We start from the raw sequence: 14,173 nt of genomic DNA, 5'->3' as shown, positions 1-14,173 counted from the left end.
CTAAGCCGATGTCGCTGCTTCTGCTGCAGCAAGTTTCTTTGAAAAATTGGAAACGAACTGTTTGAACAATTGATTGGAAACCGTAGTAATTAAACGAGAACCGAATTGGGCTATTTTTCCATTTATGGTAACATCCATAATGGCATCTAACTTTACCCCACCTTCAGCACGTTCAATAAGGTCAATGGTCATCATCATTTCTGCATTTCCATTACCTTTGGAATCAACACCTTCTCCTGTAATAATAATTTTTCGATTCGCTTTATCAATTTCATTATAATGGATGTCTGCATCGTATTTTACCCCCATAGGACCGAATTTCATACCAACTTTTCCCTTGTAGTGATTATCACCCACCTTTTCATCTATGGTGACCCCTGGTACGCAATCCATTATTTTTTCTGGGTCGATTAAATGTTCCCAAACTAAATCTGTGCTTTGTGGAACTTCAAATGATTTATCTAATTGTGTTTTCATAGAATTTTTTTTAGCCTCTCTAAAGAGGGAAAGTATTTACTTGTGTTCTGTATTTTATTAAACTGTTTTAAAACAATGGATTTCAAGGTTTCTAAACCCAAAACTTGGGCTTTCAAATCCTCCGTCTCAAGTCTATGGTATTAGCATCCTCCCATTTTCAAGAGGGAGGAGCCTTACCAATCTATTTGATTTCAACTAAGTTATTATTGCATACTACTTAGTACAAATTCCCCACCTAAGCGTTCGCTTTTGCTACTTGAATTGCATCCCAAACTTTGTCTGGCGTAATAGGAATATCCAAATGCTTAATTCCTAAAGGATATAAGGCATCTATAATCGCATTTGCAATTGCCGGAGGTGCTCCAACGGTAGGGGATTCAGCAACACCCTTCGCACCTAATGGGTGGTGTGGTGATGGCGTAATCGTATGTCCTGTTTCCCAATGTGGCGATTCTACTGCGGTTGGCACTAGATAATCCATTAAGGTTCCGTTCAGTACATTTCCCTCATCATCATAAACAATACCCTCGTACATGGCCGGCGCAATTCCTTGTGTTAATCCGCCATGAACCTGACCTTCTACAATCATTGGGTTAATTATATTACCGCAATCATCGATAGCCACGAAGCGTTTCACATCAATAGCACCCGTTTCTTCCTCTACTTCAACCACACAGATGTATGCGCCATTAGGAAAGGTTAAATTTGGTGGATCATAGTAATGTGTTTCCTCAAAACCGGGTTCCATTCCTTGTGGGAAATTCGTGTATGCCGCAAAGGCAACGTCTTGTATCGTTTTAGACTTTTCCGGAGCTCCTTTCACAAAGTACTTTCCTATTTCCCATTCAATATCCTCTTCACTCACCTCCAATAAATGGGCGGCGATTTTCTTTCCTTTGTCACGTAATTTACGTGCTGCGATTGCTGCTGCTGCTCCAGCGGTAGGTGTACTTCTACTGGCATAAGTACCTAAACCATAGGGAGCGGTATCGGTATCTCCTTCGTCGATTTCAATATCAGAATAGGGAATTCCCAATTCTTCTGCTAGAATCTGAGCATAGGTAGTTTCATGACCTTGACCTTGTGACTTGGTTCCAAAACGAGCTAATACCTTTCCTGTTGGATGTACCCGAATCTCGGCACTATCGAACATCTTGATACCTAAAATATCAAAATCCTTAGATGGCCCTGCACCTACTACTTCGGTAAAAGTGCAAATTCCAATGCCCATCAATTTTCCTTGGGCTCGCTTTTCAGCTTGCTCCTTTTTATAATCGGCATAGCCCACCATTTCCATGGCTTTCTCCAGTGTAGCTTTATAATCGCCACTATCATAGCTCCATCCTAAAGGCGAAGCATATGGAAAATCTTCTTTCTTTATAAAGTTTTCGAAACGTAATTGCGCAGGATCCTTCCCTATTTCCGCAGCCAATTTATCTACCATACGTTCAATAGCATGCACAGCTTCCGTAACACGAAAAGAACAACGATACGCGACCCCACCTGGAGCTTTATTCGTATACACCGCATCTAATTCTGCAAAAGCATGTTCATAATCATACGAACCTGTACAGATAGAGAACATTCCCGTAGGATATTTAGAAGGGTTCGCCGAAGAATCTGTATACCCGTGATCTGCTAATGTCGAAACTTTAAAGGCTTGAATTTTTCCGTCTTTAGTTGCCGCCAATTCACAATCCATGTGATAATCACGCGCAAATCCGTTCACCAAATTCTCAGAACGGTCTTCAATCCATTTTACTGGTTTACCAATTAAGAAAGAAGCGGCAATTGCAATTACGTATCCCGGATAAACAGGAACTTTTCCTCCAAAACCACCTCCAATATCCGGGGCGATAATTCGAATTTTTTCTTCGGATAAGCCAACGTGACCTGCAACCAAAGCTAGAATCGTTCGAATCGCATGAGGCGCTTGAGATGTTAAATAAATCAACATTTTCTCTGTATCCTTGTCATAAGACGCAACCACGCCACATGTTTCAATTGAAGCAACATGAATTCTAGGTAGGTGAATACGTTCTTTTACCACCACGTCAGCAGCAGCAATTGCCGCATCCGTTTTTTCACGCTCACCGCGTTCCCAATGGTAAATATGATTATCTTTTTGACCTTCTTTGTCTGGTCGTAATAAAGGAGCATCTTCATCGAGAGCTTTAAAAGGATCGACTAATGCTTTCATTGGCTCATATTGCACATCTACAGCTTCCGCTCCATCTACAGCGATATATCTGTCCGTTGCAATAACAGCACAAACTTCTTGCGATTGGTGCATCACGGTATCCGTTGGTAAAACCATTTGCGAATCCGAAAGTAAAGTGGGCATCCAATGCAGGTTGTATTGTGCCAAATCTTCACCAGTAATGACTGCTAAAACGCCTTCAATAGCCAATGCTTTTTCTTTATTGATACTTAATATTTTGGCATAGGCGTAAGGACTGCGTACAATAACCATATGTAACATACCCGGTAATTTGACATCATCGGTATAATTACCTTTGCCGTGCAAAAATCGAGCATCTTCTTTTCGTTTTACAGAGTGACCCATTCCGCCTACCTCTGGTGTTGTTTTACATGAGAACATAATTTCTTTGTTTTGAGGTTAGACTGAAGCTTCTTTTTCTTTGGACATTTCTTCTGCGGCCTGTTGAACGGATTTAACAATATTGTTATACCCTGTACAGCGACATAAATTTCCTGAAATACCCCAACGAATTTCTTTCTCCGTGGGATTTGGGTTTGTCTCTAGCATATCTATACACCTCATTATCATACCTGGAGTACAGAAACCACAGTGCAGACCATGTTGATCGTGAAATGCTTTTTGCAAAGGATGATTGGTGCCATCAGCAGCAATACCTTCTATTGTAGTTATATTAGCACCATCAGCACGAACGGTTAAATACGTACAAGATTTTACTGATTTACCATCAATTAAAATGGTACAAGCACCACAACTAGATGTATCACATCCAATATGGGTACCTGTCATATCTAAATTTTCTCTAATAAAATGAACTAAAAGCAGGCGAGAATCAACTTCCGCAGAAACGCTTTCGCCATTAATTGTCATTGTTACATTGTGTTTTCCCATAGCGATTTTTATTGTCTTGCTCTTTCTAAAGCCTTATTCAACATTCGTTTCGTAATTGTATTCAATATTGATCTTTTATAGGCTTCAGAACCTCTTAAATCAGATTCAGGTTCAGCATCTTCACCAGCAATAACGCCTACTTGTTCTATCAATTCATCAGTAACCTTTTTCCCTCTTAATACTTCTTCGCCTCGTTCCAAACGCATAGGCACTGCGCTGACATTGGTGAGGCCAATGCCAATTTCTTGACAAACACCATCATCATCTAGTTCGATATGAACAGCAACTCCAGCCGTAGCATAATCACCAACCTTACGTTCTACTTTATGATATGCACCGCCACTATTCTTTTTCGATTTCGGGATTTGAATTTCAGTCAAAATATCACCTGGTTCCAAAGCTGTCATATAAAAACCATGGAAAAATTCATCTATCGGTATGGTTTTTTTACCATCAGCGCCTTCTGCAATAATAGTTGCACGAAGTGCAAGCATCAAAGCCGGTTGATCATTTGCAGCATCTCCGTGCGCAATGTTACCACCAATAGTTCCAAAATTTCTTACGGAAGGGTCGGCAGTTAACCATACCGCATCACCAAAAATTGGATATTTTGATTTTAAAATTGCATTGTGTTCTAATTCAGTCTGGGTTGTTAAGGCCCCAATTTTCAAAAAATCTCCATCTTCCTTTATATAAGACAGTCCTTCGATTTTACTGATATCGATAATGTGCTCGGGTGTGGCAAAGCGAAGTTTCATCATCGGCAACAGACTATGCCCGCCCGACATGTATTTTGCTTCTTCACCAAGTTCCGCAGACAAAGCAAATGCTTCTTGCAAAGAAGATGCCTTGTGATAGTTGAAATTAGCTGGAATCATAATTATTTGTAAGTTAAATTAACAAGTAGCTAATATATTAAGAAATATATTTTTAATATAGCAATTTAAGTGGACTTTAACGAAAAAGTTCACATATATAATAAGGAATATTTATTCTTATATATTTATACCTTATACTGAGCAAATAACAGATTACAAATTTTCATATTTTTATAAAGATTTTATACATTAAATAAGAGTCATGAATTACCCATTGTATTTAGATTATAATGCAACAACTCCATGCGATCAGGATGTGGTTGATAGTATGCTCCCCTATTTCTCCGTAGATTTTGGCAATGCATCCAGTGAACATCATCCGTATGGTTGGCTGGCCAAAGAAGCAATTGAGGACGCCACTCTACATATTTCTTCTCTTTTGAAAATAGATGAAAAGGAAATCATTTATACTTCCGGGTCTACAGAGAGTATTAATGCAGTATTAAAAGGTGTATACCGCAAATTAAAACATAAAGGGAATCAAATTTTGACTGTCAAAACGGAACATAAAGCTACTTTGGATGTGTGTGAATATCTTCAGGAAGAGGGTGCTGATGTTACTTATTTAGATGTTGATGGAAATGGGGTTATTGATCTTAATGCACTTGCACTTGCAATTTCAGATAATACCCTTATCGTATCGGTTATGTATGCCAACAATGAAACTGGAGTTATTCAACCCCTGGAAGCTATTGCAAAGATCTGTAAACAAAAGAACACCCTCCTTTTCTCTGATGCGACACAGGCTTTAGGTAAAATTCCATTAAATAATTTCTTTTCCTGGGTGGATTTTGCTTGTTTTTCAGCACATAAAATTTATGGCCCAAAAGGGATTGGGTTTACTTTTGCGAAATTGGAAAACCAGGCAAGCCTGCAAAGTTTTATTCAAGGGGGTGGACAACAACGAAAATTGCGTGGAGGAACTTACAATACTCCTGCCATAGTTGGAATGGCTAAAGCCATTAATCTTGGAATTTATAACCTGGAGGCTGAAAGGGACAGATTGTCCAACCTCAGAAATCAATTGGAAAAAGGACTTTCTTTAATAGAAGAGGCTACCATAAATGGCAAAAAATCAGATCGACTATGTAACACTCTGAATATATCTTTTGAGTATGTTGATGGTCAGCAATTGCTGGCTGCCCTCAGCCGAAATATAGCTGTTTCCAATGGCTCTGCCTGTAACTCTGCCGCGATAAATCCCTCCCATGTACTAACTGCCATGGGGATTGGCAGAAACCTAGCCCTTTCAACCTTGCGCATCAGTTTAGGAAAATATACAACCGAAGAAGATATACAACAGGCAATCCTCATCATTACAAAAGAAGTGGCAAAGCAGCGTGCGAGTAATTTACTTTGGGACAGGCGTTAGTTTATGTACTCCTCTCGTGTATTGGACCTGACTTATCACGTAACATCCCTCCTTTTTTCCCGGCAAAAACCGCCAATATTTCTGCGAAAATACTAGTTGCGATTTCTTCAGGAGTATTTGCTCCTAATTCCAAACCGCAGGGTGCATATATTCTGTCCAGAAAAGCCTTAGAAAGTGGCTGACCTTTCTCTTTAAACTCATTTTCAATTTTAATAAAGCGTTTTTTCGGTCCTAGCGAAGCAATATAAGCAGCTTCACTTTCCAATGCCAATTTCAGATTGCCTATATCTGTCTTAAAATCATGAGCCATTAATATAATGGCAGTCCTGTCATCAATAAATAGTTGTGCTTTATCCTCTTTGCTGTAAATATGTTTAACCGAGGTCAGTTTCTCCTTTTTTAACTTCTGTATATTACCAACCAAACTAACTTCCCAATCCATGACTTTGGCTAATTCAATCATGGGATATACGTCATAATTATCACCGAAAAGGACAAGATGAAACTGAGGCGGAATCAATTCTATAAATACGCTTACCGGCTTTTCAGATATCTGATAATTGTAAATACCTGATTTTTTATTATTTACCACTGTGGTAATATCCTTGAGGAGTTGTTCTTTGAGTTCAGGATCTAAACTTCCACCTTCTATAGTGTTCGCTTTCGTGTCAAAATAGTAGGTAGTTCCCAATAAGTCCGGATCAGCCGGACAGGCCGTCAGCGTAATCAAAACATGTGACTGTCTGGAAGCAATACATTTTTCCAGCAAGGGTATGGTAGATAAAGTATCTGTTATGGGAGAAATTAAAACATCAATTATTCCGTTGCAGCCAAGGCCTACCCCTATTTGGTTTTCATCATCTTTTGAAGTGTCATAAGTCACAATAGATGGCTTCTCTTTTAAAATTGCCATCTGGGATCTTTTTAGGGCATCCCCTTCCAGGCAACCTCCGCTTATACCCCCCTCAAAAACTCCAGATTCAAATACGAGCATTCTTGCGCCTTCTCTGCGGTAAGATGATTCTTCCACCCGAACTACTTGTGCAATAGCCGCTTTTTCGTTGGAAGAGCTTAATTTATTATATAGCGATAAAATGGATTTAATTTCCTTCATCTTTTATTGTTTTATTAAATTCATTCTAAAGATGCCATTTCTATTAACAAATAATTTGCATACTTTGAATTATTTTTTGTTGTATTTTTAGCATCTAACCTTGAACAATATTAATTTTTTTTTTGGTTTTTAGTTCCAAAATTTAGGTTAAATATTCAAGTCCATTTAATTACTTTTTAAATCGTTTATAAACATGCAGCTTAAAGACAGTTACGACAGAACTATAGACTATGTAAGAATTGCCGTTACTGACCGCTGCAACTTACGATGCTTTTATTGTATGCCTTTGGAAGGCATACAGTATGAACCCAAAGCTCATCTGCTTACTTATGAAGAAATAACAAGACTCTTGTCTGTCCTGGGTAATATTGGGTTCAGAAAAGTACGGTTTACAGGTGGAGAACCTTTTTTGAGAAAAGACTTTATCAAACTTCTCGAAAGCACCCATGGCCTAAACAAGTATGACTCTATACACATCACCAGCAATGGGACATTATTAGAAAAGTATATTCCAAAACTGAAAGAACTTGGCATAAAAAAAATAAATCTAAGCCTGGACTCCTTAGATGCAGAGCGTTTTAAAAAAATAACAAGAAGAAATGATTTTGCCAAAGTAATTACTGTCTTACACAGGTTAATGGATGAGGGTTTCGAACTTAAAGTAAATGCTGTAGTGATGTTTGGGATAAATACCCAGGATATTCTGCCTTTGGTGCAATTTTCTCAAAACCATCCCGTAAATATTCGTTTTATTGAAGAGATGCCCTTTAATGGAGGCTACAAAGAAAATAACCAAATATTTAAGGCCACTGATATCTACCGAGTTATTAAAAAAGAATATCCCAGTCTATCTGCTCAAACAGGCAAGCATGGTGAAACTGCAACCAATTACATTATAAATGGCTTTAAGGGAGACATTGGAATCATCCCTGCTTTCTCACGTACTTTCTGTAATACTTGTAACAGATTACGAATAACTGCGAAGGGTGAAATCAAAACTTGTCTCTATGATAGTGGGGTATTCAGTATAAGGGACTTTATGCGCAGCGGGGTTTCTGATGAGCAATTGACAGCCAAGTTTATCGAACTTGTAAAACTGAAACCTAAGAACGGCTTTGAAGCTGAAAAACACAAGAAAAATGTATTGGGTAGAGAAGAAAGTATGAGTTCAATAGGAGGATAAGCGCAGTGGAGAAGACATTTATAACATATGAGGAAGCACTAAGTATTTTAGAAAAAAATAAAACTACTTTTCCGACGATAAGAGTACCGATCAAGGATTGTGGCGGTTTTGTTCTTGCAGAGGATTTGACAGCGGACCGTGATTTGCCTCCATATGATCGTGTAACTATGGATGGGATTGCTATTGACTATTCCTCATTTAGAAATGGGCAACGTGAGTTTCCTATTATGGGGATTGCTCCAGCAGGATCACCACAGCAAACACTTTCGGATGAACACGCTTGCATAGAGGTAATGACCGGTGCTATTTTACCCAATAAATCAGATACCGTAATTAGATATGAAGACATTACCATAGCCGATGGAAAAGCCTGTATTGACATAACGGAAATTAAACACCGCCAGAATATCCATTTCAAGGGAAGCGATGTTGCAAAAGACTCTGTGATAAGTAAAGCAGGTAATCTTATTTCAAGTGCAGAAATTAATGTAGCCGCTGCTACAGGAAAATTCACTGTGGCTATAAAACAAATGCCAAAAGCAGTTATAATTTCTAGTGGAGATGAGCTGGTAGACGTACACGAAACACCGCTTACCCATCAAATCCGCAGGTCTAATGTTTATGGTATTCAGAACACATTAAAAGAGTGGGGAATTCCTGTAGAACTTAGGCATTTACCGGACAACAAGGAAGAAATGAAAACCATATTGGCCACTTTGCTGCAGGACTACGATTTACTTGTAATTACCGGAGGTGTCTCTAAAGGAAAGTTCGATTATTTACCTGAAGTATTGACTTCGCTGGATGTGGTAAAACATTTTCATAAAATACAGCAGCGCCCTGGGAAACCATTTTGGTTCGGAACTAGTAAAAATAATAAACGGGTTTTTGCTCTTCCGGGTAACCCGGTATCCTCCTTTGTTTGCGTTTATATCTATTTAAAGTTTTGGTTGATTAAATCACTTGGAATAGAAGAATCAATGCTTTATGTTATTTTAAACCAAGACGTGCAGTTTGAACCAAACTTGATTTATTTTTTAGAAGCAACATTAGAAAGTAATGTCAATGGTTCCTTAATGGCAACTCCCGTAAAGGGCAATGGTTCAGGAGATTTTGCTAATTTAGTGAAAGCAGATGGGTTTTTGATTTTGCCTCAAAATAAAACAATTTTCACGAAGGGAGAAGTATATCCTTTCGTACCCTATAGAAATAATCTTTAAAGAAAGATGGAAAACATAAAATCTACCTGTTGTAAAAAAGTCCACACTCCAAGTAAAATGGCTGGTGGATCAAAGGGTTTTATTTCTTTTATCTCTACATTACTGTTAATTCTGCTACCCAAATGCCCTTTTTGTGTAATTGCATATACCGGGGCAATTCTTATGTTCTTTGATATAGATAATTCCCAATTAGCACCTTTTCTGTTGCATGCAAAACCAATTTTGGGAACAATTGTTGTTTTAATGATTCTTCTAAACAATAGAGGTCGGAAAACATTTATTGCCACAGTTATTTCCGGAATTGCTTTAGTCCTATTAATTTTAAGTGCATACCTTTATATTCAAATTATTCCTGAGTGGGTCTTGTATACAAGTTTTGTTTTTGCAATCTGGTATAATGGCAACTTTGAATATTTCTTTCGTTATCTAGGTTTTAGAAAACAATAATCGATATTTTAAGTTTTAAAAGAACTAACTGCATCTTGAAAGGAATCTCCATTTTTTTTATTTAATATATATTTTTTGTTGGGATAAAAGGTACAGGCTCTCCTTTATGAAATAATTTTTTGTCAGAAGAGAGGCGAATAAATCCGTGTATTTTTGACAAACTGATCAGGTCTCCAAGGCCGGTAGTAGCCACGGTTCTGGCCAAAACGCATCCATTTTCCCATTTGATTTGAACCCCTGCAAATTGAGTGAATTCCCCTGCAACGACCATAGAATCTTCTAATAGAACATTTATTTCATTTAAAGGCAGCTCAATTGATTTATAAAGCCAATCCCTGAAGTAAATATGAAAATTTAAAAAAATGGAAACTGGATTTCCGGGAAAAGAAAAAACAACTGTATCCGCATTATTATGGGTTCCAAACCAAAATGTTTTGGCTGGATATTGATTAACCCTATCGAACAGCTTCTCTACACCTAATTCCTCTAATACCTTGGGGATAAAATCAAATTTTCCCATTGAAATTCCGCCACTTATTAGCACAACGTCCATAGCTTCTATGGCATAATCCAACTTTTGGCGTATCAAATCCTTATCATCCTCTAAATACAATAACATCGGCTTAATACCTAATACTTCCAGGGCGCCAAAAAGGGAATAATTATTGGACCTTCTTATTTGATGTTGTAACGGTTGTTCATCTACCTTTACCAATTCGTTTCCCGTTGCAATGACAGCAACCCGGGGTGTCTTTTTTAACCAAACATTTTTCTTGCCAACACTAGCCAGTATTCCCATTTCAGAGGCCGTAAGTATGGTGTTTTTTTTTAATAAACCTGCCCCTTTGAGTTGATTACTTCCACGCAGACATATATTTTGACCCCTTACAGGTAAACTATTGACTGTTACAATATCCTTTTCAATACTCAGATCTTCATACATAACAACTGTATCCGCTTCGAAAGGAACTACAGCACCAGACATAATTTCAATACATTCTTCAGATTCAAGGAAAGGAACGGTAGGTTTTCCGGCAGCTAAGATACCTTTAATCTCAAATGATCTTCGGCCATGCTCAATAGCATCAAAATTTATGGCAATACCATTTTTAGTGGCTCTATTAAAGGGAGGAAAATCCCTGTCAGCATAAATATCTTCAGCTAAGACCCTTCCCATGGCATTTATCAAAGGAACAGACTCTGAGCCATAATCCCGAGATTGATTGAGAACAATTTGATAGGCTTCCTCAAATGAAATCATAAACTGTTGATTAGCTTTAAATTATGGGTGATTTAACTGTCTAATTATGCTTCTGTGCTTGTTGTTCCTAAACTGCGTCGTCTCATTCAAAAGAGTTACTTGCCAATTACGTTGATTTTATTAAGGTATTCCAGAGGTTTACACCTCCCATTATTGAATGAGATTCACAATCAGGGTATTGATTTCTTGCAATGCTTACTGCCTTAAGACTGCGGATTCCCGATTGACAAATAAAATAAAGTGACTGTTGGGGCTTAAGTTTATGAATTTGTATTTCCAAATCCGACAAAGGAATATTAACGGCTTCCTTTAGCGGATCTAAGGTAAATTCCTCTTTTGTTCGGACATCTATTAGTTGCCATGAATTGCTCTCGCTCTTTATCTTTTGAAATGCCTCTATAGATACTTCACTAACGAAATCGCAGTTGGGAATTTCGTAGGTACTCTCGAGGCTGGAGCGTACTAAATTTTGAGGCTCTAATTGAAAACCTAATTTATAAAAGGATTGATTTAGCCCATTGTATATTAATAACTTACCCGATAACACTTCCCCTAAGGCGGTAATGCATTTAACCACTTCTAATGCCTGTAAAGTACCAACTATTCCCGGAATAACTCCTAACACTCCATTATCATTACAATTGGGAATAGATGACTCCTCAGGCGGCACGGGAAACAAGCACCTATACGTAGGGCCTCCCTTGTAATTAAACACGCTGATATGTCCTTCAAAACCGTGTAATGCACCATAGATAAATGGCTTATTTAAAATAACACAGGAGTCATTAACAAGATAACGCGATGGGAAATTGTCAGTTGCATCAACTACAATATCATAATCATTAATAATACTCAAAGCGTTATTACGGGTTAGAAAAGTATCATGAGCTATTAGTGTGGTATTTGAATTCTGGGCTTTTAATCTATCAATTATCACTTCAAGTTTAGACTTTCCAATATCTTTTTCGGAATAGATCACCTGCCTTTGTAAGTTGGTAATTTCTACCTTATCCCCTTCCACTATTCCCAAAGCTCCTATGCCCATAGCATTTAAGTACTGTAGCACAGGAATACCAAGGCCACCTGCTCCTACAACTAAAACGCGTGATTTTAACAATAAATCCTGAGATTTATGACCAAATCCTTTAAGCGAAGTTTGACGTATGTAGCGATTTGAATTCAAATGGATTCTAATTTGGATAATACTTCTCTATAGTCTTCCTCTGAGTTTGCATTCATTAAAACAGTATCATCCTTGGGAAAGACTAATTTAACCGCAGAATTAATCAAAAATTTGCGTGGACAACTGCTAGTGGCTTGTTTTAAATAATCTATCGCATTGGCTAAACCGTGGGGCTCCCATATCGCGGCTAAAGGTTCTGGTAAACCACTTTTCCTGGTAGCAAATGCAGTTGCGTTTTTTCCCTTATCTCTGGCAGTTATCAATTGATTTATTGCCTTTAGATCTATTAGCGGAAGGTCACAAGCTAATACAAGCCAGGCAACTTTAGGATAGGCATAGTTTGCGCTCAACAATCCATTAAAAGGGCCTTTATATTCATCCCTGTCAATTACAGTGGGTATGCCTTCTGAAATTTCTGATTCCTGTTCTTTTCGAATACTTAAAAATGTTTTATCGCAAACCTTAGATAGCAAATTATAAACATGCATGCGCTGTGGCAGCCCGTGATATTCTATTACTCCTTTATCCTGACCCATTCTTGTGCTTTTTCCTCCAGAAAGCACCAGGCCATAAAGTTTTACTTGTGAGTTTCCATCCTGGATTTTCATCGTTCTATAGATTTACTGGTAATTAACCTAGTCCGTTTGATCTGTTATCATTATCCTCCTATGGAGGTCATGGAATTATCAAATACTCCTTTGTGTTCTTTCTGAGCCTCAAAGCCCGTAATTGCTCTGTTGCCAATGACTCTTTCTATTGCTCGTTTAATATTATATTCGGGAGAATTACCTCTTATTATTTCTCTGAGATTAATTTTGGGAGGACCATACAAACAGGTAATAACATCTCCCAGGGCAGTTATTCTTAGTCTGTTACAGCTACCACAAAAAGTTCTGCTAAACGAAGGAATAATTCCAAAATTCCCTTTATGACCTGCTATTTTATAATTAATTGAGGTAGAAGTTTTTGGGGATTGTATTAATTCAAAGGAAGGATATGTACTACTAATATGGGATAAGATGGCTTTATAGTCCCATTTTATGGTATTGAATTTTTTAGATCCCCCATTAAATGGCATTTCTTCCAGGAACCGAACGCTTACCGGGTAATGTTTTTGTAAATCCAGAATTGGAATTATATCCTGAGTATTCTGATTGTCAAGGACGATAAAATTAATTCGGACATTAAACCCTTCTGATATAAGACGTATTAGATTATTATGAACAGTTTCGTAATGATTCCGCCGCGTTATCCGTTCAAATGTAGTCCGGTTTATTGCGTCCATACTTACATTAACATTTTTAATGCCTAGTTCTTTAAGTTGATCAATGTGTGGGCCAATTAAAGTCGCATTCGTAGTAATAGAAATATCCTTAAGCCCAGGGTTATTCCTGAGGTTCCTCAGCAGGGCCATCAAATCTTTTCTCACAAATGGCTCTCCTCCTGTTATCCTGATTTTATCAATCCCCATTTGAACAAGTAATTCACCAATTTTTGAAAGCTCTTCCATGGTCAACAACTTGTCTTTTTTAGCAAAGTCTATGCCTTCAGAAGGCATACAGTAATTACATCTCAGATTACATCGGTCTGTGACGGCCAGGCGCAGGTAATTAATTTTTCTATTGTGGTTGTCTAATAGCATTTAATACACCGAATAAGATTTTACTTATTTTAAAGGCACTAACCTCCGCTTACCGGTGGAATCAATGCAATTTCATCAAAATTATTTATGGCAACATCATCAGCTGCATAACTGTTATTTACGGCCACAGCCAAAGAACTTAGCCTATTTAATTCAGGATAAGTGCTGCCAAGATATGTTTTTAATTCCCCGACAGTCTTCAGCTTTAAAGATTTCGCAACAGGCATTGACAGCGATGAACTACCAACTATATCCTTGGTTATACCAAACAATAAAATCGTCAT

General features: G+C 37.8%; 14 protein-coding genes. 4 read left to right on the top strand and 10 right to left on the bottom strand.

Features of this window, described 5'->3' with window-relative positions:
* The 4 genes from Q0874_RS09430 to Q0874_RS09415 form a co-directional block, all read right to left on the bottom strand.
* Positions 1 to 477, bottom strand: a complete 477-nt coding sequence (locus tag Q0874_RS09430) for a CoxG family protein (protein ID WP_299162287.1) — start codon at positions 475 to 477, stop codon at positions 1 to 3.
* 235 nt (positions 478 to 712) lie between these two features.
* Entirely contained in the window at positions 713 to 3,079 is a 2,367-nt protein-coding gene (locus Q0874_RS09425) for an aerobic carbon-monoxide dehydrogenase large subunit (protein WP_299162284.1), read from the bottom strand.
* An 18-nt stretch (positions 3,080 to 3,097) separates the two neighbouring features.
* The gene (locus Q0874_RS09420) at positions 3,098 to 3,589 is read right to left on the bottom strand and encodes a (2Fe-2S)-binding protein (RefSeq protein WP_299162281.1); all 492 of its coding nucleotides are present in this window, start codon (positions 3,587 to 3,589) and stop codon (positions 3,098 to 3,100) included.
* An 8-nt stretch (positions 3,590 to 3,597) separates the two neighbouring features.
* Entirely contained in the window at positions 3,598 to 4,467 is an 870-nt protein-coding gene (locus Q0874_RS09415; RefSeq protein WP_299162278.1) for a xanthine dehydrogenase family protein subunit M, read from the bottom strand.
* Between the two features lie 202 nt (positions 4,468 to 4,669).
* On the opposite strand from Q0874_RS09415, the gene Q0874_RS09410 reads away from it, so the two are divergent.
* Complete coding sequence (locus Q0874_RS09410) at positions 4,670 to 5,839, top strand: cysteine desulfurase family protein (protein ID WP_299162275.1); 1,170 nt, start codon at positions 4,670 to 4,672, stop codon at positions 5,837 to 5,839.
* Between the two features lies 1 nt (position 5,840).
* Here Q0874_RS09410 and Q0874_RS09405 read toward each other — a convergent pair whose 3' ends face one another.
* Positions 5,841 to 6,953 (bottom strand): XdhC family protein, encoded by a 1,113-nt coding sequence (locus Q0874_RS09405; protein ID WP_299162273.1) that lies wholly within the window; start codon positions 6,951 to 6,953, stop codon positions 5,841 to 5,843.
* A gap of 193 nt (positions 6,954 to 7,146) precedes the next feature.
* Between Q0874_RS09405 and moaA (Q0874_RS09400) the strand changes: the two genes are divergently transcribed.
* The 3 genes from moaA (Q0874_RS09400) to Q0874_RS09390 are packed head-to-tail and all read left to right on the top strand — an operon-like array spanning position 7,147 to position 9,803.
* On the top strand, positions 7,147 to 8,136 hold the full coding sequence (gene moaA, locus Q0874_RS09400; protein WP_299162270.1) for a GTP 3',8-cyclase MoaA: 990 nt from the start codon (positions 7,147 to 7,149) through the stop codon (positions 8,134 to 8,136).
* A gap of 5 nt (positions 8,137 to 8,141) precedes the next feature.
* Entirely contained in the window at positions 8,142 to 9,356 is a 1,215-nt protein-coding gene (locus Q0874_RS09395; protein ID WP_299162267.1) for a molybdopterin molybdotransferase MoeA, read from the top strand.
* A 6-nt stretch (positions 9,357 to 9,362) separates the two neighbouring features.
* A complete protein-coding gene (locus tag Q0874_RS09390) occupies positions 9,363 to 9,803 on the top strand; it encodes a hypothetical protein (protein ID WP_299162263.1) in 441 nt (146 codons plus the stop codon).
* Positions 9,804 to 9,864: 61 nt separating this feature from the next.
* Here Q0874_RS09390 and Q0874_RS09385 read toward each other — a convergent pair whose 3' ends face one another.
* The 5 genes from Q0874_RS09385 to Q0874_RS09365 form a co-directional block, all read right to left on the bottom strand.
* Entirely contained in the window at positions 9,865 to 11,064 is a 1,200-nt protein-coding gene (locus Q0874_RS09385) for a molybdopterin molybdotransferase MoeA (protein WP_299162260.1), read from the bottom strand.
* A gap of 106 nt (positions 11,065 to 11,170) precedes the next feature.
* Entirely contained in the window at positions 11,171 to 12,247 is a 1,077-nt protein-coding gene (locus tag Q0874_RS09380; protein WP_299162257.1) for a HesA/MoeB/ThiF family protein, read from the bottom strand.
* Positions 12,244 to 12,855, bottom strand: coding sequence for an NTP transferase domain-containing protein (locus Q0874_RS09375; RefSeq protein WP_299162254.1), 612 nt, complete (start codon positions 12,853 to 12,855; stop codon positions 12,244 to 12,246). Before Q0874_RS09375 ends, Q0874_RS09380 begins: the two co-directional genes overlap by 4 nt.
* Before the next feature lie 50 nt (positions 12,856 to 12,905).
* The gene (gene moaA / locus Q0874_RS09370; protein WP_299162251.1) at positions 12,906 to 13,889 is read right to left on the bottom strand and encodes a GTP 3',8-cyclase MoaA; all 984 of its coding nucleotides are present in this window, start codon (positions 13,887 to 13,889) and stop codon (positions 12,906 to 12,908) included.
* Positions 13,890 to 13,927: 38 nt separating this feature from the next.
* Positions 13,928 to 14,173, bottom strand: a complete 246-nt coding sequence (locus tag Q0874_RS09365) for a MoaD/ThiS family protein (RefSeq protein WP_299162248.1) — start codon at positions 14,171 to 14,173, stop codon at positions 13,928 to 13,930.

The sequence above is a fragment of the uncultured Eudoraea sp. genome, from assembly GCF_947490415.1.
In the GTDB taxonomy this organism is placed as follows: domain Bacteria; phylum Bacteroidota; class Bacteroidia; order Flavobacteriales; family Flavobacteriaceae; genus Eudoraea.
The sequence above is the reverse complement of the archived record's forward strand: the minus strand, read 5'-3'. Positions and strand labels throughout refer to the sequence as shown.